Here is a 22,371-nt window from a genome sequence, read left to right as displayed (position 1 = left end):
TGAAGTACATGATCATGACGTTCGGGGACGAGTCGGCCTGGGACACCCTCGGGCTCGGCGGCCGGGAGTCCACCTGGTCGCAGGAACAGGTGGACGCCCACTTCCAGGCGATGGGCGAGTTCTACGCCGAGCTCGCGGCCAACGGTGAGCTCGTCACCGGTTTCGGCCTGGCCGATCCGTCGCACACGATGACGATCGAGATCGTCGACGGCCGCCCGGTCGCCTCGGACGGTCCGTACGCCGAGGCGAAGGAGGTGCTCGCCGGTTTCGGCATCATCGAGGTCGACTCACACGACCGGGCGGTCGAGCTGGCGGCGCGCTTCTCGGCGCTGGTGGAGACCCGGGTCGAGCTGCGGCCGGTGATGGAGCAGGGCGGCCAGGAGATGTGACCGGGCCGGCCGAGGAGCTCCCCGGAGACCTCCGGATCGAGGACCTGCTGCGCGAGCTCGCGCCGCGGGTCCTCGCCGCTGTCACGCGCCGGTTCGGCCGGTTCGATCTCGCCGAGGACGCCGTCCAGGAAGCGTTGCTGGCGGCGGTGACCGGCTGGGCCGAGGACGGCGTACCGCCGAATCCCGCCGCCTGGTTGACGACGGTCGCCGTACGCCGGATGACCGACATGCTGCGCAGCGAGCAGGCCAGGCGCCGGCGGGAGCAGCTGGACGCGACCCGCAGCCTGCCGCAGAGTCTGCTCGACGGCGGCAGCGACAGCATCAGCACTGCCGACCAGGACGACACGCTGGTGATCCTCTTCCTGTGCTGCCATCCGGATGTGCAACCGGCCAGCCAGCTGACGCTGACCTTGCGGGCCGTCGGCGGTCTGACGACGGCCGAGATCGCGCGAGCACTACTGGTACCGGAGGCCACCGTCGGCCAGCGAATCAGCCGCGCGAAGCAGCGGATCAGCCAGTCCGGCGCACGGTTCCGGCTGCCGGAGCCGGAGGAGCGCCGCCAACGGCTCGACGTCGTGATGCAGGTGCTGTACCTGATCTTCAACGAGGGCTACACCGCCTCGTCGGGTACGACGTTGCAGCGGGTCGAGCTCGCCGCGGAGGCGATCCGCCTGACCCGGATGCTGCGCGAGAAGCTCCCGTCCGAGCCCGAGGTCGGAGGCCTGCTGGCGCTGATGCTGCTGACGCACGCGCGCCGCCGCGCCCGCACCGGTCCGACCGGCGACCTGATCCCGCTGGCAGAACAGGACCGGACCCGCTGGGACCGCGACCTGATCGCCGAAGGTGTCGCGCTGCTCGAGGAGGTGCTGCCGCGACGACGACCCGGCCCGTACCAGCTGCAGGCCGCGGTCGCCGCCGTCCATGCCGAGGCCGAGCGGTTCGAGGACACCGACTGGGCGCAGATCGTCGCGCTGTACGACGTCCTGGTCCGGATGTCCGCGGATCCGATGGTCCGGCTGAACTCGGCGGTCGCCGTCGCCATGCACCGCGGACCGGCAGCCGGCCTGGAGCTGCTCGACAGCCTGGCCGCCGACCCGAAGCTGGCCGACCACCACCGCCTGGCCGCCGTCCGCGCACACCTCCTGGAACAGTCGGGCTCCCTGGATGCCGCGCGCCAGGCCTACCTCACCGCTGCCAAGCTGACCGTCAGCGCCCCGGAGCAGCGCTATCTTCACTCTCGGGCGGCGCGTCTGGGAATGCGCGAGCAGCCGCCGGCCTTCGAATGAACAGATCATCAAATGACGGAGGCAGCGGTATGCGGGCTGTGGTGTTCGAGGAGTTCGGCGGTCCCGAGGTGCTGGAGGTCCGGGACGTTCCTGAGCCGCAGGCCGGGCCCGGGCAGGTGCGGATCCAGGTACGCGCGGCGGGGGTGAATCCGTTCGACTACAAGGTTCGCCGCGGTCTGACGAACGCTGCGCTGCCGCTGATCCCGGGGTTCGAGGTCGCCGGTGTGGTGGACGAGGCCGGTGACGGCGCGGAGTTCGCCGTCGGTGACGAGGTCGTCGGCTGGGCGGTGGGTGGTGCGTACGCCGAGTACGCGATCGCCGGCACCGTGACGCGCAAGCCCGCCGGCGTCAGCTGGGAGCAGGCGGTCAGCATCCCGGTGGCCGGTGAGACCGCGCAGCGGGTGCTCGATCTGCTCGAGGTGAAGTCCGGCGAGACGATCCTGATCCACGGCGCCGCGGGTGCGGTCGGCGCGATCGCCGTACAGCTCGCCAAGGCGGCGGGCCTGACCGTCATCGGTACGGCGTCGGCGGTGAACCACGGGTACCTGCAGGCGATCGGGGCGATGCCCGTCGCGTACGGCGACGGGCTCGTCGAGCGCGTTCGCGCCGCCGCCCCGCAGGGCGTCGACGCCGTGTTCGACAGTGCTGGGAAGGGCGGGCTGCACGAGTCGGTCGAGCTGCGCGGCGGCACCGAGCGGATCGTCACGATCGCGGACTACGCCGCGGCCGGTGAGCTCGGCATCCAGACCTCCGGGGGCGGTGGGAACCCCGAGCGGATCCGGGCGGGGCTGGATGCGCAGCTGCAGGCCGCCGCCGACGGCACGCTCGTTACCCGGATCGCCGAGACGTTCGCGCTCGCGGACGCGGCCAAGGCTCAAGAGCTGAGCGAGTCCGGCCACGCCCGCGGCAAGATCGTCCTCCGTCCGTAGGCGGACCCCCCGCACTCACCAACCCGCGCCCGCGTGGGCCTGCCACAGCGGCCTACGCGTGGCCGCACGCGGCCGCCGCCGGTTGGTGAGTGGCGGAGGTCCGGCGCTTACGCGTACGCGAAGCGGGACGGCGGGGTCGGTACGTCGTCCACGCGCGGATCCCAGCGGTCCACGAAGGTCACCCCGGCCGGGACCTCGACGCACTCCGTCGAGGTCCAGCCGCGGGTGAGGGTTCCGAAGTCCGGCACTTCCGGGTGGTAATGCGGCTTCCCGGTGCCGAGCAGGTCGCGGGCCATCGGCGCGCTCAGCGCCTGGTACCGGAAGTCGGCCGACAATCGCAGTTGCTTCGTCCGGTTCGGCATCGCGCCGTGCACGGTCAGACTCCCGAACAGCAGCACATCGCCAGGCTGGTACGACGTCGTACGCCACTCCGGATGGTTCTCGTCGGCCTCGGCCCGCATCATTCCCGGCCCGTCGGACGCCTTCACCGGCAGCACGCCGAGCCGCGGCGACCCGGCCAGCACTCGCAACCCACCGATCTCCGGCGGCGCCGCACTCAACGGCAACCAGGTGGTGAGCGTGTCGACAGACCCCTGGATGAACCGGTAGTCCTGATGGATCGGGGTCGGATTCGCTCCCGGCGACGGCGGCGCGATCCGGCAGATGTGCGCCGGATGCGCGAACGCGTCCTCACCCAGCAACCGGCCGGCGAGCTCCAGCAACTCCGGGCGCACGGCCAACCGATGAAACGCCTCGGTGCTCTGGATCGCCGTGTAGGCCCCGAAGAACCCCGCCGATCCTTCCTCCACGGCCCGCCCCGACGCGACCAACTCCCGCGGATCAGCATCGCGCGCCAGCCAATCGCTGTCGTAGAGGATTCGCGCCAACTGCTCGTGAACGTCCGCCACCACCTCACGCGGCAGCAACCCCCGGAAGAACAGATAACCATCGCTCGCGAGGCGAGACCGTAGTACGGCGGCGTCCTTCAAGTCGTCGTACGAGTCCGTCAGTTCTTTCACTTGTCATTGCCAATCTTGTCCATGGCCGCTGCGATGTCAGGGACGGCGATCTTGTCGAGGTACAGGTCGTTGACGGTCTTGTTGATCTCGGGGGACTTGGCGGTCCAGCCTTCGGCGATCGGGAGGTTGACGGTGCTGCCGGCGGCCGAGTCGAGGAACGGCTGGACGTCGATGCCCTTCTGCTTCCAGAACGCCTGGTAGCCGGCGCCCGCGTTGTTGAGCGCCGGGATGATGTAGCCCGCGTCGCCCATCAGCTTCTGTGCCTTCTCCGAGCCGAGGAAGGCGACGAGCTTGCCTGCCTCGTCGGGGTGCTTCGTCTTCGCGAACATCGCCTCGGAGAGTCCGTTGATCACCACCGTCCGCCCGGCCGGGCCGGCCGGCATCGCGGCGACCCCGATCGGGAACTTCACCTCGGGCAGCGCGAACGGGAGCAGCGCGTTGTTCGCCGGGAACATCGCGACCTCGCCGCGGTAGAACATCTCGGTCGCCTGCCCGGTCGGCGGGTTCGTGCGGGTGCCGTCCGGAGACACCTTCCACTTGAACACCAGATCGCGCGCGAACTGCAGGGCCTCGACCGACTTCGGACTCGCGAAGTCGAAGGCGCCGTACGGCTTGTCCATCGCGTGGCCGCCGTTCGACGCGATCCAGTTCAGCCACTGGGTCTGGCTGTGGTTCCAGGAGCAGAAACCCCACTGCTTGCTGCCGACGGTCAGCTTGCGCGCCACCTCGAGGAAGCTGCCCGAGCCGTCCGGCGCCCAGGTGAGCTCGGCCGGCATCGTGATCCCGGCCTTCGCGACCAGGTCCTTGTTGTAGAGCAGGCCGACGATGCCCATGTCCTTCGGCATCCCGAGCTGCTTGTCCTCGAACTTGTACGACTGCACCACGTTCGGGTGGTACGAGTCGAGTTTCAGGCCGGCCTTCGAGATCAGGTCGTCGAGCGGTGCGAGGACGCCCTTGCTCGCGAAGTCCGGGAAGTAGTCGACGGTCAGCCAGAACACGTCCGGCGCCTTGCCGCTGGCGAGTTCGGTGGTCAGCTTGGTCCAGTACTGGTCCCACGGCAGGACCTCCATCCGGACGGTGATGTCCGGGTTCTGCTTGGTGAACTCCGCGAACACCGCCTTGTAGCCGACCTCCTGCTGCTCGTCCCACAAGCGGTACACGAGTTCGACCTTGCCGCCGCTGCTCGCCTTGTTGTCCGACGAGCCGCAGCCGGCCAGCGCGAGCACACTGCCGGCGCCGATCAGAAAAGTCCTCCTGGACAAGGACATGAGAGCCTCCGTACTACTTGAGCCCGGTAACAGCGACCGAGCGGACGATGAAGCGCTGGAAGACGATGAACAGCACGAGCAGCGGCGCCAGCGCGATCAGGCTGCCGGCCATCACGGCGTTGTAGTCGACGCCGATTTCCCCCTTGAACAAGGCGATCCCGACCGAGAGCAGCCGCTTGTCCTCGCTGCTGGTGATGATCAGCGGCCACAGGAAGCTGTTCCAGTTCGCCACCACGGCGAGGGTGGTGACGGTGACCAGGATCGGTTTCGACAACGGCAGCACGATCGACAGCAGCGTCCGGACCCGCCCGGCGCCGTCGATCCGGGCCGCGTCCTCGAGATCCGCGGGGATGCCGCGGAAGAACTGGCGGAGCAGGAAGATCGCGTACGGCGTACCGAGCATCGTCGGCAGCATCAGCCCGGCCCAGGTGTCGACCAGGCCGAGCTTCTGCATCATGAGGTACAGCGGGATCATCGTGACCACCGGCGGCACCATCAGTGTCGACAAGTACACCCAGAACAACGCGTCCCGGCCGGGGAACGAGAGCCGTGCGAAGGCGTACGCCGCCAAGATCGCGAACACGACCTGGCCGAGGGTGATCCCGGCCGTGACCAGCGCGGTGTTGACCAGGTAGCCGCCGAAGCCCGAGTTGAACAGTCGCTCGAACGCCGCCGTACTCGGTGGCAGGCCTGGCTCCCACGGCATCGTCTCGGACAGTTGCCCGGGGCCCTTGAACGCGGTGAGCACGGTCAGGAAGTACGGGAAGATCGCGAACAGGCAGCCGGCCACCAGGACGGCGTACGTGAAGATGCGCAGTCTCATCCGGACACCTCATAGGTCGTACGGCGTTCGAAGTAGACGAACTGGGAGATCGTCGCGATCAGCACCACCGCGAACAGCAGCACCGAGATCGTGGACGCGTAGCCGAAGTCGAACTTGCGGAACGCCTCGTCGTAGATCAGGTACGTCGCCACCTCGGTGCTGTCACCGGGCCCGCCCTCGGTCATCACGAAGATCGTGTCGAACGCCTGGAAGGAGCCGATCACATTGGTGATCAGCACGAACAGCATCGTCGGCCGCAGCAGCGGCAGCGTGATCGTGAAGAAGTGCGCGACCGGGGACGCGCCGTCCAGCGACGAGGCCTCGCGCAACGACCGCGGGATGTTCTGGAGACCGGCCAGGAAGAACAGCATGTTGTACCCGGCGAACTGCCAGATGTGGACCGCCGCGACGCTCGGCATCGCCAGCACCGGTGACGACAGCCACGCCGGGCCGTCGATCCCGAACACACCCAGGAACTGGTTCAGCGCACCCCGGCCCGGGTCGAAGATCCAGCTCCAGACCAGGCCGAGCGCCACCGGCGTCGCCATCCACGGAATCACGAGCAACGCCCGGAAATACTTCATTCCGCGCAGTTTCCGGTCGACCAGGAGCGCCAGGAGCAGCGAGAGGATCGTCGTACCGGGCACACAGATCACCACGTAGTACACGGTGACCAGCAGCGAGTGCCAGACGTCGGAGTCGGTGAACAACCGTTGGTAGTTGGCCAGCCCGACGAACTCGGGAGTCGAGAGCAACTTCCAGTCGAACAGGCTGAGCACCAGTACGATCACGACCGGCGCGAGCAGGAAGCCGAGGACGCCGACCAGGCTCGGCGCCAGCAGCGCGTACGCGACGGCCGCCTGCCGTCCGCCTCCGATCCGGCGAGTACGCCGGGGCGCTCGCCTAAGCATCGGGATCCTTCAGCGGGTGCGGGCGCGGCGAGCTCGGGACGAGCAGCTCGCGGGTGCGATCGAGCCCCCACCGGTCGAGCGCGCCGATCGGGTCGCTCGACATCCGCAAACCTGGACCCGTCGCGATGTGCTGCGCCCAGAGCTCGCGCTCCTGCACGTCGGGCCGCACGATCAGGCAGTCGGAGTCGTTCGCCCACCACCGGCCGTGCAGGAACTCGCGCGCCACCGAGGTGGACCGCGCGCCACGCTGGCCGGGCTGGCTGATGTCGCCCGACGGTGGGTCGACCAACGGATCGGTGTCGGGCGAGATCCGCATGCAGTCGACGAGTCCGAGGCTCGGGAGGATCGGAGCGCCGCAACCGTGCAGGATCCGGTTGGGTCCGACGGCCTCGCGCAGCAGGCGCATTCCGTGCCGGTACGCCGTGACGCCGTCGACCTGCTCGTGGCGCGGCCCGTCGATCGCCCCGGCGTACACGAAGTCGAGTTTGAAGTGGTCGTACCCCTGGCGGCACAGCTCGGTGAAGACGTCCTGGATGTGGTGTGCGGCGCCCGGGTGCGTCACGTCGAGAACCAGTTGCTCCTGGCCCCAGTTGGTGCCGGCGCTGATCCCGGGGACCAGCCACTCCGGGTGGTGACGCGCGGTCTCGCTGCCGCTCGCGACCAGGAACGGTGCGACCCAGATGCCTGCGCGACGACCGCTCGAGCGGATGTCGGCGGCGAGCGTGACAGTCGACCCGAAGTCGTCCCGCGGTGTCAGCCAGTCGCCGATCGCGGCCTGGTACCCCTCGTCGAGAAGGACCAGATCGACGCTCAGGTCATGCTGGTCGAACTGGCGTACGTCGGTCATCACGTCGCGCTCGGTGACCTTGCCCCAGTACGCGTACCAGCTGCACCAGGACGGTCCGAACACGCGGACCGGCGGGGCACCGGCCGCGAAGGCGTCGGCCCAGTCGGCGAGTGCTTGATTGGCGTTGGCCTGCGTCGAGGTTGTTTGCTGTACGGCGCCATCGGCCGAGATCACCAGCCGGTCGCCGTGGAGGTCCGCGCGGATCGACGGGACCTGGTCGGGACTCGTCGCCGCGATGACCGTGACCTCGCCGGCCGTCGCGACCGCGAGCAGGCCCTCACCCTGGAAGCGGCCGGCGTCGACGCCCGGACGGTACGCCATCACGTGATGATTCGGCGCCGTCGGACGCGGTGGACGCGCGTCGAGCCGGTACCAGCCACTCGGGCTCCACGACTGCCATCCGTGCTCGAAGACCAGCGTGGAGGCGTCGTACTCGAGCTCGGCGACGGGGCTGAAAGGCACGGATCCCTCGTTTCCCTGGGGTGCAGGATCTTGCTGACGTTCCGCTAATCTTGGGGTGCCTACGAGGAGATCCACCATGACGGAGCCTGCTGACTTCGAGCACGATCTTGCTACCCAGGTGCTCATCGAGCTGTACAGCGAGATCCCGCCGCCGAGCAAGTTGGTGACCGGCCACTTCCACAGCGGCGGCGACTATCGCGTCGTACGGCCGGACGGTGTGGGCAGTTGGTACCTGCTCTACACCGCCTCCGGCACGGGACGGTACATGATCGGCCAGAACAAGCTGATGCTGCGCCACGGGGACGTCGTACTGGTGAGTCCTGGGACACCGCACGACTACGGGACCGTCGGGACGTACTGGGAGTCGTGGTGGGCGCACTTCCAACCGCGCCGCGAGTGGCACTCCTGGTTGTCGTTGCCACAGGCAATGCCCGGGCTGTCCTACGTGCGGTTGACCAGGTCCTCGGAGACGGACCGCGTGGTGTCCGCGTTCGATCGGCTGCATCGCGACGCGCAACGCGCCGGGCTGTCCCCGACCGGCGACACCGAGCTGCACCTGCTCGAGAAGAGTGTTGCCACCGAGCTGACCATGAACGGCATCGAAGAGGTGCTGCTGACCGCGGTCGCGAGCCTGCGCCGGGAGACGCAGCACCTGGACGCCCGCGTACACCTGGTGCTCGAGGCAATCACCGCCGACCCGGCCCGGCCGCACACCCTGACGTCACTGGCCGGGCTCGCGCAGGTTTCGGTGTCCCGCCTCGCCCACCTGTTCAAGGAGCAGGTCGGTGACTCGATCATGAACGTCGTCCTCGCGCTCCGGTTGCAGCGCGCGGCCGAACTGCTCGGCGCCACCGACATGTCCGTCGCACAGATCGCGGCCGCGGTCGGCTTCGACTCCCCGCACTACCTGAGCCGCCAGTTCGGCCGTCGGTACGGCATGTCCCCGACGGCCCATCGCGCCGCGGTCAGGAAGCCGGAGCTAGAGCTATATTGAGCTCGGTCGCCGCCGCGTAGTCCGCCCCGCCGGCCAGTCCTACGAGCCGCACGTAGCGTGCCGTCGTACCCGCGGGGAAGCGAGCGATCTTCGCGTCGACCGTGCCGTCCCAGGTTCCCTTCGTCACCGACGTGAACGTAGTGCCGTCGGTGCTCGTCTGGACGTCGTACGACGAGATGCGGCCGTTCGGTACGTCGGCGTCCTGGCGCGGTGTGTAGACGAGCGCTTCGATCGCACGTGGCGTCTTGAGATCGAGAGTGATGTACTGCGGGAGCGGGGCATGTGGGCTCCAGTTCGAGTGCCACATGGTGGTGCAGCTGCCGTCGATCGCGGCGGATGCGCTGTACGCGGACGATCCCTGGCTCGTGGCGGTCGCCGTCATCTCGTTCTGCGGAAGCAGGGTCAGCGGGCCGAACGGTCCGTCGGCCGGTGGCGGCGTACCCGGGATCGCGGTCACCCGTCCCAGATCTGGTGCCTTGAGCAACGGATGGGTCCGCAGGTAGTTGAGGAAGACCTCCTGACCCATCCGCGGCGCCCTTTCGAGGTTCGTGTACTGCTGGAAGCCCGGATAGCCGTACTGCGTTCCGTGCAAGGGCATCGCCGCGCTGGTCGTAACCCGGTAGGTCCTGTCGAGTTGAAGAGGCTCGCCGTTGATCAGGACCTTGGCCGGATCGACACGGTCGCCGACCGGTCGGCCGAGATCGTAGGTGTAGCGGAAGTTGGCCGAGGTCGCGAGTGCGGACAGTCTGCTGCAGCCGTACGCCGGCGGGATCCACTGCTGCTCCAGGACGGCCTCGACTGTCGAGCCCTTCATCGCCAGCGTGGTGATCGGCGAGATCCCGGCAACCGGCCACGCCTCGCCGTACGTCACCGTGCCGGCCTCCAGCCCCGCGGCGATCACGTCGACGCCGAGATCGGCCGGTACCAGCGCGAAGTCGCCGTCGGCTTCGGCCTTGTAGAGGTCCGCGACCAGGTTGCCGGTGCGGCTCTCGGCGGTCCGCGCGAAATCGAGGTCACCATCGAGCTTGGTGAGCGGCTCCTGCTGCCGGGCGGTCCACTTGTCCATCCAGTACTTCACGATCTTCTGGACTCCCGGGTCCGGCGTGACGTCCTTGGTGACCGCGTGGTTGGTGGCAGTGGTCTTCGAGCGGATCACGTCACCGGTCGCCGGATCGAGTTCCAGGTTCACCTCGCCGAGCACGCGCCCGTGATTGCTCGCTTCCAGGACCGGCCGCGGTACGCCGTTCGGGTCCGGGATCATGCAGTTGAACGCGGTGTGCCAGTGGCCGCCGAGGATCACGTCGATATCGGGGGACATCGCCCGGGCGGCGTCGAAGATCGGACCGGTCGGGTTCTTGCACTCGTCGTACAGGCCGCCCTGCTGACCGCCCTCGTGCATGCTGACCACGATCGCGTTCACGCCTTGGGCCTTCAGTTCGGCCGCGGCCCGGTTCGCCGCGTCGACGAGGCCCTGGAACTCGAACCCCGACCCCTCGATCGACAGCGTCTCGGTCGGCGTCCCCGGGAAGCCGAGCCCGATGAACCCGATCCGCTGCGAGCCGGCCTGCCCGATCCAGTACGGCGGGAGCACGGGGCGCTTCGTCCGCGGGTCGACGATGTTCGCCGCGTGGTACGCGTAGTCGGTGCCGTGGAAGTTCCGGCCGGTCGAGTCCTTGAAGCAGCTGTCGAAACCGGGCTTGCCGTAGCAGGCGCCGGTGGTCATCCGGCGCAGGAACGGGAACTCGCGGTCGAACTCGTGGTTGCCCGCGACATCGAAGTCCATCCCGAACGCGTTGAGCACCTCGATGGTCGGCTCGTTCGCGAACGCCTGCGTGTAGTCGGGCCAGCCGCTGAACTGGTCACCCGAGCCGATCAGGAAGCTGTTCGGCTTCCGGAGCCGGTCGAGGTGGGCCTTGAGGTACCCGGCGCCGCCGACCTGCTGGGTGCCGGACGGGCCGGCGATGGTCAGGTTCTCGGTCTCGGACAGGTAGCCGTGCAGGTCGGTCAGGCTGAGGATCTGCACGGGGATCGGTGCGGCGGCCTCGGCCGGCAGCGCGGTGGTTCCCACCACCAGGCCGAGGAGGGCGAGAACTGAGCTGATCCTGGTTCTTACGGGCATCGGCTGCTCCTGTTCGGTCGGGCGGGACCTCGCTGCAACGTACTGGCCGCCGTACGCCGGAGGACATGGCCTCGAATGCTGACTTCCTGCACGATCCGGCTGACGCTTTTCTACAAGCGCATGGCGGAGGGGAACCGTACTGTCGGGGCAGAAGGGAGTTTCACAATGACTGGGATCGTGGCAGTAGCCGAGATCGACATCGACGCGCCGACCGCACGAGTGTGGAACGTACTGACGAGTCCGGAGCAGCTGAAACAGCTGTGGTTCGGGGCGAAGGTAGACACCGACTGGAAGGTAGGCAGTCCCATCACCTGGACCGGCGAATGGGAAGGCAAGTCCTACCAGGACAAAGGCGAAATCCTCGCCGTAGAACCCGGCCGGTTACTGAAGTTCACCCACTTCAGCCCCCTCACGGGCCAACCCGACGTACCGGAGAACTACCACACCCTCACCTACACGCTGACCGCCAACACCCACCTGAAACTAGAACAAGACAACAACGGCAGCGAGGACGAGGCCAAGCACTCCCAGGGGATGTGGGAACAACTCCTGGCCAAGGTCAAACAGTCCGCCGAATCCTCCGAATAGCGGGTTGTTCCGGTAGATCGGGGAGCGCGATCCGGGGACGTGCGACAGGTAATGGTGGGTCGGCACCTGCTGTTGCCTGTCCCCAGTCACCAGCGCCTGTCCCCACTCCCCACCGCCGGCCCCGCCCCTCGCGCCGGTGAGGCGGTCGGTGACTCAGTAATCTGGGGGACATGTCTGATGGTGTGGAGGTGGGTCGGCCGACTCGGGAGCGGGCTGCGGTGGGGGAGGACGGGCGGTCGCGGGACCGGAGCCGGCCGGCGGTGCCTGATCCGTTGCCGATGAGTGTGGTCGACGCGCACTGCCATCTTGATATCGCCGACGGCGAGGACGGGGACTGGCTGAGTCCGGCGGAGGCGATCCGGCTGGCCAAGTCGGTCGGCGTGACCCGGATCGTCCAGGTGGGTTGCGATCTGCCGGGCGCGGTGTGGGCTGTCGAGGCTGCCACGCAGTACCCGAACCTGGTCGCCGGCGTCGCCCTGCACCCGAACGAGGCGCCGAAGCTGAAAGCGGCCGGTGAGCTGGAGAGCGCGCTGGCCGAGATCGAGCAGCTCGCGGCGAGCTCGGACAAGGTCCGGGTGATCGGTGAGACCGGGCTCGACTACTTCCGCACCGGTGAAGACGGCCGGGCCGCGCAGCACGAGTCGTTCGCCGCGCACATCGAGCTGGCGAAGCGCCTGGGCAAGACGCTGATGATCCACGACCGGGACGCGCACGACGACATCCTGCGCATCCTCGACCGCGAAGGCGTGCCGGACCGGGTCGTGATGCACTGCTTCTCCGGCGACACCGAGTTCGCCCGCGAATGCGTGAACCGCGGCGCCTACCTGAGCTTCGCCGGCGTCGTAACGTTCAAGAACGCCCAGTCCCTCCGCGACGCCCTGGCCGTGACCCCCCTCGACCGCATCCTCGTCGAAACCGACGCCCCGTACCTGACGCCATCGCCGTACCGCGGCAAACCGAACGCGTCCTACCTCATCCCGCACACGGTCCGCAAAATGGCCGACGTCCTCAACATCTCCGTCCCAGAACTCTGCGCATCCCTGAACGACAACGCGAATCGCGCCTTCGGAGGGGCCTGGTAGACAAGCCCTATGGAGTTCAGTGAGGTGGTTCGGCGGCGGCGGATGGTGCGGAACTACGACCCGGATCGGGTGGTGCCGGACGACGTCCGGGAGCGGATTCTGGGGAACGGGTTGCGGGCGCCTTCGGGTGGGTTCAGTCAGGGGTGGGCGTTCCTGACGTTGGAGGGGGACGAGCGGGAGCGGTACTGGCGGATTTCGGCCGAGGATCCGGATCCCAAGTATGTTGAATGGATCACAGGGCTGCGCCGGGCGCCGTTGCTGATTCTGGCCTTCGCGCACAAGGACGCGTACCTCGATCGGTACACCGAACCGGACAAGGGCTGGACCGATCGGGACGAGGGTCGCTGGACCGCGCCGTACTGGTACGTCGACACCGGGATGGCGGTCCTGCTGATGTTGCAGACGGTCGTCGACGAAGGCCTGGGAGCCTGCTTTTTCGGGCCTCCCGCGGACAAGGTGGGCCGGTTGCTCAAGGAGTTCGGCGTACCCGAGGGGTTCGATCTGGTGGGGGTGTTGTCGGTCGGTCACCGGGCCCCGGACAAGCGCTCGCCGTCGCTGAAACGGGGGCGCCGGACGACCGCCGAAGTGGTGCATCGGGGGCAGTGGGGCCATCACACGGTGTGAGTACGCCGTTACACCTTTTTCCGACTCGCCGACCAGGGGATTGGCGCTTCCGCGACTTCTTCGTTATGGTCCCGTGATGTTGGCCGGGATCGGGGAAGATTCCGGGCAGCACAACCCCTCGGCGGGATCAGAAGCTCCGGGCAGCCAGTCCGGCGTCGCGATCGGTGCCTGTGCTGTCCCACCCCGTGCCCGGGTAGCCCTACCTGGGAGCTTTAGTGCGTAAGTCCATCATCGTGGCCGTCGGTGCGACGGCTGCGTTCGCCGTCGCGGGTGGCTCCGTGGCATATGCCGCGAAGAGCAAGACGGTCAGTGTCTCCGTCGACGGCCAGGTGCGGAAGGTGCACACCTTCGGCTCCACCGTGGCAGACGCCCTGAAGGCCGAGAAAGTTCAGGTCGGTGAGCACGACGTGGTCGCGCCCGGCATGGACTCGAAGCTGAAGGACGGCCAGGAGATCGCCGTGCAGTACGGCCGGCAGCTGACGGTGAACGCCGACGGCACCAAGAAGGCCTACTGGACCACCGCCGACAGCGTGAACGAGGCGCTCGCCGACCTGGGTCTGCGGTACGACGGGGCGCAGCTCTCCACGAGCCGTAGCGCGCCGCTCGGCCGCCAGGGCCTGGAGTTGACCATCACGACGCCGAAGACCGTGCAGATCGTGCACCTCGGCAAGACCGTGACGATCAAGTCGCTGGCCGGCACCGTCGGTCAGGCCCTCACCGAGGCGAAGCTGCGCTGGGACTCCGACGACCAGATCACCCCGGCCGCCGCGACCCCGCTGAAGCTCGGCGTGAACAAGATCGGTTTCGTGCAGGTCCTGCAGAAGACCGTCACCAAGACCGAGACGGTCGCGCACGGCACCGACGAGACCAAGTCGGCGACGCTGGAAGTCGGCACCAAGAAGACCACGACCAAGGGCACCGACGGCTCCAAGACCGTCACGTACCTGTACACCTACCTGGACGGCAAGCTGTCGACCACCAAGGTGGTCGGGTCGAAGCTGGTGGCCAAGGCGGTCGACGAGCAGGTCCTGGTCGGCACCAAGCCGAAGCCGGCGGAGCCGACCACGACCACCACGACCACCGAGACCGACACGCCGGCGAGCAGCAACGTCGGTGCGTGGGACCGGATCGCCGAGTGCGAGTCGGGCGGCAACTGGTCCATCGACAGCGGCAACGGGTACTACGGCGGTCTGCAGTTCGACCACGGCACCTGGGCTGCCTACGGCGGTACGGCGTACGCCTACAACGCGAACGGTGCATCGAAGGCGCAGCAGATCGCGATCGCGGAGAAGGTCAAGGCCGACCGCGGCGGCTACGGCGCATGGCCTGTCTGCGGCAAGCGCGCCTAGTGCAAGACTGACGAGGTGACCTCGTCTGATTCATCCACATCAGCCGGACCGAGACTGCTCGGTCCGGCTGATGTGCGTTCGCTGGCCGCGTCCCTCGGGGTGCGTCCGACCAAGCAGCGCGGCCAGAACTTCGTCATCGACCCGAACACGGTGCGCCGGATCGTGCGGGCCGCCGACCTGACGGAGGGCGAGACGGTTCTCGAGGTCGGCCCGGGGCTCGGGTCGCTGACGCTCGCACTGCTCGCGGAAGGGCACCGGGTCACCGCGGTCGAGATCGACCCGCTGCTCGCGCAGGCGCTGCCGTCGACCGTCGCGTCGTACGCGCCGCACCAGGCCGACAGGCTGACCGTGGTCGAGGCCGACGCGATGGACGTGACGCCCGCGGAGATCGGCGAGCCGACCGCCTGCGTGGCGAACCTGCCGTACAACGTCGCCGTCCCCGTCCTGCTGCACCTGCTCCGGGTCTCGGACTCGCTGCGGCACGGCCTGGTGATGGTGCAGTCCGAAGTCGCGGACCGCCTGGCGGCCGGACCGGGTTCGCGGACGTACGGCATACCGTCCGCGAAGGCCGCCTGGTACGCCGACGTACGGCGCGCTGGGCCGATCGGACGGAACGTCTTCTGGCCGGCGCCGAACGTGGACTCCGGGCTCGTCGCGTTCGAGCGCCGCGAACCGCCCGTGACGGAGGCAAGCCGCGAGGAGGTGTTCGCCGTGATCGAGGCCGCGTTCTCGCAGCGCCGTAAGACGATCCGCTCCGCGCTGGCCCGCTGGATGCCGGACCGCGCACGGCTCGACGAGGTGCTCAGCGCCGCAGGAATCGACCCGCGAGTACGCGGGGAGATGCTCGGGATCACAGAGTTCGCCGCCCTCGCCGGTGCAGGTCGGACGGTGTAATGCCCCCAGGGCATGCCGAGGTCTTCCGCGCCTACTGCGCGGCACTCGGCGGGCACCTCGCGGCACTGTGGCGAAGGCCACGATGCTCCGCATCGCGACCTCCACCCCAGCACCCCGAGGCACTCCGCCGAGCACCTGCTCGCGACGGCGCGGAAAACCTCGGCATGCCCTAGCCTGTCCGACGTGCCACCTTCTGCTGAGGTCACGGTGCGGGCGCCGGCCAAGATCAATCTCGGTCTGTCGGTCGGTCCGCCGCGCCCGGACGGGTTCCACCCGGTCGCCACGGTGTATCAGGCCGTTGCCCTGTACGACGACGTGACCGCGGTACTGCGGGACGGCGACGGCGAGGTCTCGGTCGAGATCTCCGGCGACTTCGCGGACGACGTGCCGACCGACGAGACCAACCTCGCGGTGCGGGCGGCGCAGTTGCTGCAGGCGGAGTACGACGTCGACGAGGGCGTCGACCTGACGATCCGCAAGACGATCCCGGTGGCCGGCGGGATGGCCGGCGGATCGACTGACGCGGCAGCGACCCTGGTGGCGTGCAACCGGCTGTGGGGCCTGCAGCTGACCCAGACCGAGCTGCAGCACCACGCTGCGGAGCTCGGCAGCGACGTACCGTTCTGCCTGGTCGGCCACACGGCGCTCGGTCAGGGCCGTGGCGAGCAGGTCACCGAGGTGATGTCCCGCGGGACGTTCCACTGGGTGTTCGCGATCGCTGACGGCGGGTTGTCGACGCCGGACGTCTACCGCGAGCTGGACCGGATGCGTCCGCTGCGTCGCGTCGAGGCGCCGCAGGTCCGTCCGGAGCTGATGTCCGCCCTGCTGTCCGGGCAGCCAAGCGCACTCGCCGTTGCGCTCAGCAACGACCTGCAGGCCGCGGCGTTGTCGCTGCGTCCCGAGCTGGGGGAGACGCTCCAGTTCGGCCTCGACCAGGGTGCTCTGGCCGCGCAGATCTCCGGTTCCGGCCCCACGTGCCTCTTTCTCGCCGCCGACAGCCGCAGCGCTGTCGACCTGGCCGTGGAGCTCGCCGAATCCGGCCGCTGCCGCATGGTCCGCCAGGCCGAGGGCCCGGTCCCGGGCGCCCGGATCCTGCCCGCCACCATCAGCCGCTAGAAAATCGCTCGTCCTCGGGCTCTGGTGGTGTTACCGTCCGAGAGAATCCATCGACACAGAGACAGACACCGACAGGAGACCGGGATGCGCCGCGGATCGATCCACCCCATGGGTACTGATCGTTTCGACGCATTCGCGAGGACTCTTGAACTCTCTGACGATGGGTATTGTGGCGCATGTCGACGCCGGTAAGACCAGCCTGACCGAGCGGCTGCTGTACGCCGCCGGCGTCATCGACCGGGTCGGCCGGGTCGACGACGGGAACACGCATACCGACTCGATGGACCTCGAGCGGAAACGCGGCATCACGATCCGCTCGGCGGTGGTGTCGTTCGCGCTCGGCGACCTGCCGGTGAACCTGATCGACACTCCCGGGCACTCCGACTTCATCGCCGAGGTCGAGCGCGCGCTGTCCGTGCTGGACGGCGCGGTGCTGGTGATCTCCGCGGTCGAGGGCGTGCAGCCGCAGACGCGGTTGCTGATGCGCACGCTGGACCGGCTGCGGATCCCGACGCTGCTGTTCGTGAACAAGATCGACCGGGTGGGTGCGCGGTACGACGAGTTGCTCGCCGACATCCGGCGCTTGCTGACGCCGGCCGCCGTACCGATGGAGTCGGTGGCGGAGCTCGGCCTGCGTACGGCGTCCGTCGTACCCCTGCCGGTGCAGCGCGCCGAAGTGAGCGAGATGCTTGCCGAGCGCAATGATTCGTTCCTCGAGCTGTACCTCGAAGGCGCGGCGGCCGACAATGCGGCAGAGCTGCGGCGTCAGGTCGCGAAGGCCGAGATGTATCCGGTGTACTTCGGATCTGCGATGACCGGAGTCGGGATCGCCGAGGTGATCGAGGGAATTCGTACGTGGTTGCCGCGAGCAATCGCGGCGCCGGAGGACGAGCTGCGGGCGCGGGTGTTCAAGGTCGAGCGGGGTGCGGCCGGGCAGAAGATCGCGTCCGCGCGGATCGTCAGCGGGACGCTGGCCGCGCGGACCTCGGTCGCGGTGCATCCCGTGGACGGTCCGGCGTACCAGGTCCGGCCGAGCGGGATCGATGTGTTCGGCGACGGCGGCCGGCACCCGGTGGATCGGGCCGAGGCCGGTCAGATCGTGGCGTTGCGGGGACTGAAGAGCATCCGGATCGGCGATCAGCTCGGCGTACGGACGGCGGACGTGGGGCGGCTGTTCGCGCCGCCGACGCTGGAGACCGTGGTGAGTGCGCGGGACCGCGTGAAGTTGTTCCAGGCGTTGACGCAGCTCGCCGAGCAGGATCCGCTGATCCGGGTCCGGAAGGCCGACGAGATCACCGTGAGCCTGTACGGCGAGGTGCAGAAGGAGGTGATCGCGTCACTGCTCGAGTCCGAGTACGGCGTCGACGTCACCTTCAGCGAGACGACCCCGATCCATGTCGAGCGGTTGATCGGCACCGGTACGGCGACCCGCGAGATCACGGAGGGTCCGTGGGCGGCGGGTGTCGGTTTCCGGGTCTCACCGGTCGCCGAGGGCATCGAGTACAACCTGGAGGTGGAGCTCGGCGCGTTGCCGCGCGCGTTCCACACGGCGATCGAGGAGACGGTCCGGCAGACCCTGCACCAGGGGCTGTTCGGGTGGGAGATCCCGGACATCCGGGTGGATCTCACGCACACGGCGTACTGGAGCCCGGTCACCGTGGCGGCCGACTTCCGCCGCCTGGTGCCACTCGTCCTCCTGCAGGCGATCGCCGAGGCCGGCACGACGGTCCTGGAGCCGGTCAACCACTTCGAGCTCGATGTTCCGTCCGACACCGTCTCGCGGGTCCTCGCGCACGTGGCCGAACACCGCGGCGTCGTCACGCAGACCAGCCTCACAGAGACACAGGCCCACATCGAAGGCACTATCCCGGCCGCCACCACACACCCCTTCGAGTCCATGCTCCCGACCCTCGGCCGAGGCGAGGCCCTCCTCGCCACCAGCTTCGACAGCTACAGCCCTGTCCCAGGTCCGGCCCCCAGCCGCGCCCGCACGGACGGCAACCCCCTCAACGAGAAGCAGTACGTCCTGAACCTCAGTCGAGCTGTTTGAGGATGGTGGAGATTTCGGCGACGGCTTCGGGGCGGTCCGGCCAGTGGGCGGTGATGCAGATGAGTTCTCGGAGGTGGAGGAGCGGGAGGCGGTCACGCCAACCAGCGGCCAGCGGGTGGACCTCCTCGTAGGCGTCGAAGAACGTCTCGGAGAGATGGCCGTAGATGAGGAGGGTGGCCAGGTCGGCCTCGGGCCAGCCGTAGTGGACGGCAGGGTCGATCATGGCCGGGCCGCCGTCGGGCGCCGGGAGGAGGTTGCCGTGCCACAGGTCGCCGTGGAGGAGGGACGGCGGCTGTGGCGGGATCAGCTCGGGGAGGCGGTTGGCGACGCGTTCGAGGCGGCGGCGATCGGCTTCCGGGAGCTGGTTGTGGCAGTTCGGCTCCTCCAGGTAGCGGAGCAGGCGGTGCTCGGCGAAGAACGCGTACCCGTCGCTTGTCCACGGGTTCCGCTGCGGGAGAGTGCCGAGGTAGTTGTCCTGGTGGTACCCGAACTTGTCCGCGGTCTGCTGATGCTGCAGCGCCAGCGCCCGCCCGGCGTCTTCCCAGTACGTCGGCGACGGTTCCGACGTACCGAGGTCAGACAGCACGATGAACGCCGGCGTCACCCGAAGGACCTCTGGTACGGCGAATCCGCCGGGTGCACGCAGCGCGTCGAGACCGTCGGCCTCCAGCGCGTACAGGTCCGCCGGCAGGCCGTCCTGCGTCTTCACGACCACCGATTCGCCGAGCGTCGTCCGCACGCGGAACGTCTTGCTGGCGTAGCCGCCTTCCAGCGGATCGGCGGCGATCGCGTCGCCGAGGGACAGTCCTTCGAGCCAGGCGGTAGTCAACACCTGGACGATCCTGGCACGATCCGGGGAACGGTGTCCGCGTCAGCTACCCTTGGGCGCGTTATGGCGGCACCTAACTTGGTCAATCTGGAAGCTGTTTCGAAGGGCTTCGGGACCCGCACACTGCTCGACTCGGTCAGTCTCGGCGTAGGCCGTGGTGAGCGCATCGGCGTGGTCGGGCGCAACGGCGACGGCAAGTCGACGCTCCTGCAGGTCCTGGCCCGGCGTGAGGAGCCCGACAGCGGCCGGATCACCCACAACCGCGAGCTACGGCTCGGGTACCTCGGTCAGAGCGACGACCTCGACCCGGACCAGACCGTCCTGCACGCGGTGTTAGGCGATGTCGAGACCTACACCTGGGCGGCCGACCCGCGGGCGCGCTCCGTCATGGAGCACCTGCTCGGCGAAGTCGACCACCAGGCGCAGGTCGGCAGCCTGAGCGGTGGTGAGCGCCGCCGGGCCTCCCTGGCCAGACTCCTGCTCACCGAGGTCGACCTGCTGATTCTCGACGAGCCCACCAACCATCTCGATATCGAAGCCGTCAGCTGGCTCGCCGAGCACGTCGTCGACCGGGCGGGCGCGCTGATCGTGGTGACCCACGACCGCTGGTTCCTCGACGAGGTCTGCACCGACACGTGGGAGGTGCAGGGCGGCCGCGTCACGTCGTACGACGGTGGGTACGCGGCGTACGTCCTCGCCAAGGCCGAGCGGGCCCGCACCGCGCAGGTCACCGAGGCCAAGCGGCAGAACCTCCTGCAGAAGGAGCTCGCCTGGCTGCGTCGCGGCGCGCCCGCCCGCAGCACCAAGCCGAAGTTCCGGATCGAGGCGGCCAACGCGCTGATCGAGGACGTGCCGCCGCCGCGGGACAAGCTCGCACTGTCGCAGCTGGCGACCGCGCGGCTCGGCAAGGACGTGTTCGACGTCGAGGACGTCAGTCTGAGCTTCGGCGACCGGAAGATGCTCGACCACGTCACGTTCCGGCTCGGTCCGGCCGACCGGATCGGGCTGCTCGGCCCGAACGGCGCCGGCAAGACCACGTTCCTGAAGGTCCTGACCGGGCAGCTCGCGCCGGACCGCGGCCTGGTCAAGCGGGGCAAGACTGTCCGGATCGCCAACCTGTCGCAGACCCTCGAGGAGATCGACGGCACGGTCACCGTCCTCGACCACATCACCGCGATCCGTCGTACGGCGGCGCTCGCGGGCCGGGGCGGTGAGCTGACGTCGTCGCAACTGCTCGAGCGCTTCGGGTTCACCGGCGACAAGCTGACGACGCGGATCTCGGACCTGTCCGGTGGTGAGCGGCGCCGGCTGCAGGTGCTGCGCATCCTGCTCGACGAGCCGAACGTGCTGATCCTCGACGAGCCGACCAACGACCTGGACGTCGAGACGCTGACCGTGCTCGAGGATTTCCTGGACAGCTGGCCCGGCGTCGTCGTCACCGTCACCCACGACCGGTACTTCCTGGAGCGGGTCAGCGACATGGTTTACGCGATCATGGGTGACGCCCGGGTCCGGCATCTGCCGCGCGGTGTCGATCAGTATCTCGACGAACTCGCGGCCGGAATTCCGCGGCGGCCGGCGTCGAATGCGTTGACGCCGGCCACAGAAGTGTCCACCGATTTGTCAACGGCGGAAAACGGCCAGGTAGTTGAACGCCCGACGGCTGATGCGGCAGCGGCCCGGGCGGCGAAGAAAGAACTGAACCGGATCGAGCGGCAGCTCGCGAAGATCACCGAGGCCGAGACGAAACTGCACGACCAGCTGGCTGCGAGTGCGAGCGACTACGAGCGGCTCTCCGAGCTGGACGCCGAGCTCCGCATGCTGGCCGACGAGCGCGGCGAGCTGGAAACGGCGTGGTTCGAAGCGGCGGAACGCGCGGAGTAGCAGGGGTTTCGAGCTGCGGCGCCCCTCCGATCCCCTGTCATTCGGAGGGGGCGCCGAGCTCGTGGGTGAGCGGGCCCCGTGCCGGCCGGCGTTGTTCGAGCCCCGAGCCCCGGACACCGCGCGGCCACTTTCGGCGGACCACCTCTTGCCGCCGAAGTCACCGTGTTCTGACATTTTGTAGTCGATCAACCACCGACGGTGACGACCCTAGTAGTGGGCCCAGCCGGTGTCGATAGTGGTCGGCTACAGCAATCTCTCGATCTCGTTGCAACTAGCAACGATCGGACCCGGGCCGAAGTGACGGGTCGTCTTTTCGGATAATTCCGGGGTATTTCGGCCGTGCTTTGTCCGTACGAACAAGCGGCTTTGCAGGCGACGCAAACGATTGTTTCGGTCAGTGCTTTTCCAGGTCGAACGGGCGGACCAGCTCGCGCAACGCCCGGGCGATCTTCTGCTGGTCGCCGTCGCTGAGGCCGCCGAGCAGCGCGCGCTCGTGGGTGAGCAGGTCGGCCATCGCGGCGTCGACCTTGTCCCGGCCGGCGGGCGTCAGCTGGACCAGCACGCCGCGGCGGTCATGCGGATCCGGCAGCCGCTCGACCAGGCCGCGTGCGGCCAGCCGGTCGACCCGGTTCGTCATCGTGCCGGACGTGACCAGGGTTTCCTTGAGCAGCTTGCCGGGGGACAGTTGGTACGGCGTACCCGCTCGACGCAGGGCCGCGAGGACGTCGAACTCCCAGGACTCCAGGCCGTGGGTGCCGAAGGCCTGGCTGCGGGCGCGATCGAGATGCCGCGCCAGCCGGCTGACCCGGGACAGCACCTCCATCGGTGCCACGTCGAGATCGGGGCGCTCGCGGCGCCAGGCCTCGATCAGCCGATCGACCTCGTCCTCCATGCGTTCGAGAGTACCC

General features: G+C 68.5%; 20 protein-coding genes. 12 read left to right on the top strand and 8 right to left on the bottom strand.

Annotation, left to right across the window (positions count from 1 at the left end):
* Positions 1-8 precede the first annotated feature (8 nt).
* From EV137_RS27495 to EV137_RS27485, 3 genes are read left to right on the top strand one after another with little or no spacing between them, the layout of a single operon-like run.
* Positions 9-389 carry a YciI family protein gene (locus EV137_RS27495; RefSeq protein WP_238175698.1) on the top strand — a complete coding sequence of 127 codons (381 nt, stop codon included), beginning with the start codon at positions 9-11 and terminating at the stop codon, positions 387-389.
* On the top strand, positions 386-1,675 hold the full coding sequence (locus EV137_RS27490; protein ID WP_202871172.1) for an RNA polymerase sigma factor: 1,290 nt from the start codon (positions 386-388) through the stop codon (positions 1,673-1,675). Before EV137_RS27495 ends, EV137_RS27490 begins: the two co-directional genes overlap by 4 nt.
* Positions 1,676-1,704: 29 nt before the next feature.
* Positions 1,705-2,604 carry an NADP-dependent oxidoreductase gene (locus tag EV137_RS27485; protein ID WP_134131335.1) on the top strand — a complete coding sequence of 300 codons (900 nt, stop codon included), beginning with the start codon at positions 1,705-1,707 and terminating at the stop codon, positions 2,602-2,604.
* Between the two features lie 107 nt (positions 2,605-2,711).
* Here EV137_RS27485 and EV137_RS27480 read toward each other — a convergent pair whose 3' ends face one another.
* The 5 genes from EV137_RS27480 to EV137_RS27460 are packed head-to-tail and all read right to left on the bottom strand — an operon-like array spanning position 2,712 to position 7,934.
* The gene (locus tag EV137_RS27480; RefSeq protein ID WP_134131334.1) at positions 2,712-3,623 is read right to left on the bottom strand and encodes a phytanoyl-CoA dioxygenase family protein; all 912 of its coding nucleotides are present in this window, start codon (positions 3,621-3,623) and stop codon (positions 2,712-2,714) included.
* Entirely contained in the window at positions 3,620-4,891 is a 1,272-nt protein-coding gene (locus EV137_RS27475; RefSeq protein WP_134131333.1) for an ABC transporter substrate-binding protein, read from the bottom strand. The genes EV137_RS27480 and EV137_RS27475 overlap by 4 nt, the downstream gene beginning before the upstream one ends.
* 13 nt (positions 4,892-4,904) lie before the next feature.
* Positions 4,905-5,714, bottom strand: a complete 810-nt coding sequence (locus EV137_RS27470) for a carbohydrate ABC transporter permease (RefSeq protein ID WP_134006376.1) — start codon at positions 5,712-5,714, stop codon at positions 4,905-4,907.
* Positions 5,711-6,625 carry a carbohydrate ABC transporter permease gene (locus tag EV137_RS27465; protein ID WP_238175587.1) on the bottom strand — a complete coding sequence of 305 codons (915 nt, stop codon included), beginning with the start codon at positions 6,623-6,625 and terminating at the stop codon, positions 5,711-5,713. The genes EV137_RS27470 and EV137_RS27465 overlap by 4 nt, the downstream gene beginning before the upstream one ends.
* Entirely contained in the window at positions 6,618-7,934 is a 1,317-nt protein-coding gene (locus tag EV137_RS27460; RefSeq protein WP_202871171.1) for a glycoside hydrolase family 36 protein, read from the bottom strand. Before EV137_RS27460 ends, EV137_RS27465 begins: the two co-directional genes overlap by 8 nt.
* 76 nt (positions 7,935-8,010) lie before the next feature.
* Between EV137_RS27460 and EV137_RS27455 the strand changes: the two genes are divergently transcribed.
* Positions 8,011-8,928 (top strand): helix-turn-helix domain-containing protein, encoded by a 918-nt coding sequence (locus tag EV137_RS27455; RefSeq protein WP_134006378.1) that lies wholly within the window; start codon positions 8,011-8,013, stop codon positions 8,926-8,928.
* Here the strand turns inward: EV137_RS27455 and EV137_RS27450 are convergent.
* Positions 8,900-11,047: a discoidin domain-containing protein gene (locus tag EV137_RS27450; protein WP_134131331.1), complete on the bottom strand. Its 2,148-nt coding sequence runs from the start codon at positions 11,045-11,047 to the stop codon at positions 8,900-8,902. The genes EV137_RS27455 and EV137_RS27450 overlap by 29 nt on opposite strands.
* A 165-nt stretch (positions 11,048-11,212) precedes the next feature.
* Here EV137_RS27450 and EV137_RS27445 point away from each other — a divergent pair, with 165 nt between their 5' ends.
* The 7 genes from EV137_RS27445 to EV137_RS27415 all read left to right on the top strand — a co-directional run bounded on the left by EV137_RS27445 (position 11,213) and on the right by EV137_RS27415 (position 18,750).
* The gene (locus EV137_RS27445) at positions 11,213-11,635 is read left to right on the top strand and encodes an SRPBCC family protein (protein ID WP_134131330.1); all 423 of its coding nucleotides are present in this window, start codon (positions 11,213-11,215) and stop codon (positions 11,633-11,635) included.
* A gap of 170 nt (positions 11,636-11,805) precedes the next feature.
* On the top strand, positions 11,806-12,717 hold the full coding sequence (locus tag EV137_RS27440; RefSeq protein WP_134131329.1) for a TatD family hydrolase: 912 nt from the start codon (positions 11,806-11,808) through the stop codon (positions 12,715-12,717).
* 9 nt (positions 12,718-12,726) lie between these two features.
* The gene (locus tag EV137_RS27435) at positions 12,727-13,341 is read left to right on the top strand and encodes a nitroreductase family protein (protein ID WP_134131328.1); all 615 of its coding nucleotides are present in this window, start codon (positions 12,727-12,729) and stop codon (positions 13,339-13,341) included.
* Positions 13,342-13,556: 215 nt separating this feature from the next.
* Positions 13,557-14,690 (top strand): resuscitation-promoting factor, encoded by a 1,134-nt coding sequence (locus EV137_RS41550; protein WP_134131327.1) that lies wholly within the window; start codon positions 13,557-13,559, stop codon positions 14,688-14,690.
* A 15-nt stretch (positions 14,691-14,705) separates the two neighbouring features.
* Positions 14,706-15,584 carry a 16S rRNA (adenine(1518)-N(6)/adenine(1519)-N(6))-dimethyltransferase RsmA gene (gene rsmA, locus EV137_RS27425; RefSeq protein WP_134131326.1) on the top strand — a complete coding sequence of 293 codons (879 nt, stop codon included), beginning with the start codon at positions 14,706-14,708 and terminating at the stop codon, positions 15,582-15,584.
* A 183-nt stretch (positions 15,585-15,767) separates the two neighbouring features.
* On the top strand, positions 15,768-16,700 hold the full coding sequence (locus tag EV137_RS27420; protein ID WP_238175586.1) for a 4-(cytidine 5'-diphospho)-2-C-methyl-D-erythritol kinase: 933 nt from the start codon (positions 15,768-15,770) through the stop codon (positions 16,698-16,700).
* A 160-nt stretch (positions 16,701-16,860) separates the two neighbouring features.
* On the top strand, positions 16,861-18,750 hold the full coding sequence (locus EV137_RS27415) for an elongation factor G (protein ID WP_202871170.1): 1,890 nt from the start codon (positions 16,861-16,863) through the stop codon (positions 18,748-18,750).
* Here EV137_RS27415 and EV137_RS27410 read toward each other — a convergent pair.
* Positions 18,734-19,582, bottom strand: coding sequence for a fructosamine kinase family protein (locus tag EV137_RS27410; RefSeq protein ID WP_166680031.1), 849 nt, complete (start codon positions 19,580-19,582; stop codon positions 18,734-18,736). The two genes, EV137_RS27415 and EV137_RS27410, sit on opposite strands and share 17 nt — an antisense overlap.
* A gap of 60 nt (positions 19,583-19,642) precedes the next feature.
* Here EV137_RS27410 and EV137_RS27405 point away from each other — a divergent pair, with 60 nt between their 5' ends.
* Positions 19,643-21,463, top strand: a complete 1,821-nt coding sequence (locus EV137_RS27405) for an ABC-F family ATP-binding cassette domain-containing protein (protein ID WP_134131323.1) — start codon at positions 19,643-19,645, stop codon at positions 21,461-21,463.
* A gap of 394 nt (positions 21,464-21,857) precedes the next feature.
* Here EV137_RS27405 and EV137_RS27400 read toward each other — a convergent pair whose 3' ends face one another.
* Entirely contained in the window at positions 21,858-22,355 is a 498-nt protein-coding gene (locus EV137_RS27400) for a MarR family winged helix-turn-helix transcriptional regulator (RefSeq protein ID WP_134006396.1), read from the bottom strand.
* Positions 22,356-22,371: the final 16 nt, after the last annotated feature.

Origin of the sequence: Kribbella pratensis (genome assembly GCF_004366075.1) — a bacterium.
Lineage (GTDB): Bacteria > Actinomycetota > Actinomycetes > Propionibacteriales > Kribbellaceae > Kribbella > Kribbella pratensis.
Note: the sequence above shows the minus strand (reverse complement) of the source record. Positions and strands in the feature narration are given on the sequence as shown.

Coding starts and splice junctions, on each gene's coding strand:
- EV137_RS27495 (WP_238175698.1), top strand. CDS start 9: ATGATCATGACGTTCGGGGACGAGTCGGCCTGGGACACCCTCGGGCTC.
- EV137_RS27485 (WP_134131335.1), top strand. CDS start 1,705: ATGCGGGCTGTGGTGTTCGAGGAGTTCGGCGGTCCCGAGGTGCTGGAG.
- EV137_RS27475 (WP_134131333.1), bottom strand. CDS start 4,891: ATGTCCTTGTCCAGGAGGACTTTTCTGATCGGCGCCGGCAGTGTGCTC.
- EV137_RS27470 (WP_134006376.1), bottom strand. CDS start 5,714: ATGAGACTGCGCATCTTCACGTACGCCGTCCTGGTGGCCGGCTGCCTG.
- EV137_RS27465 (WP_238175587.1), bottom strand. CDS start 6,625: ATGCTTAGGCGAGCGCCCCGGCGTACTCGCCGGATCGGAGGCGGACGG.
- EV137_RS27455 (WP_134006378.1), top strand. CDS start 8,011: ATGACGGAGCCTGCTGACTTCGAGCACGATCTTGCTACCCAGGTGCTC.
- EV137_RS27450 (WP_134131331.1), bottom strand. CDS start 11,047: ATGCCCGTAAGAACCAGGATCAGCTCAGTTCTCGCCCTCCTCGGCCTG.
- EV137_RS27445 (WP_134131330.1), top strand. CDS start 11,213: ATGACTGGGATCGTGGCAGTAGCCGAGATCGACATCGACGCGCCGACC.
- EV137_RS27440 (WP_134131329.1), top strand. CDS start 11,806: ATGTCTGATGGTGTGGAGGTGGGTCGGCCGACTCGGGAGCGGGCTGCG.
- EV137_RS27435 (WP_134131328.1), top strand. CDS start 12,727: ATGGAGTTCAGTGAGGTGGTTCGGCGGCGGCGGATGGTGCGGAACTAC.
- EV137_RS27415 (WP_202871170.1), top strand. CDS start 16,861: ATGGGTATTGTGGCGCATGTCGACGCCGGTAAGACCAGCCTGACCGAG.
- EV137_RS27405 (WP_134131323.1), top strand. CDS start 19,643: ATGGCGGCACCTAACTTGGTCAATCTGGAAGCTGTTTCGAAGGGCTTC.
- EV137_RS27400 (WP_134006396.1), bottom strand. CDS start 22,355: ATGGAGGACGAGGTCGATCGGCTGATCGAGGCCTGGCGCCGCGAGCGC.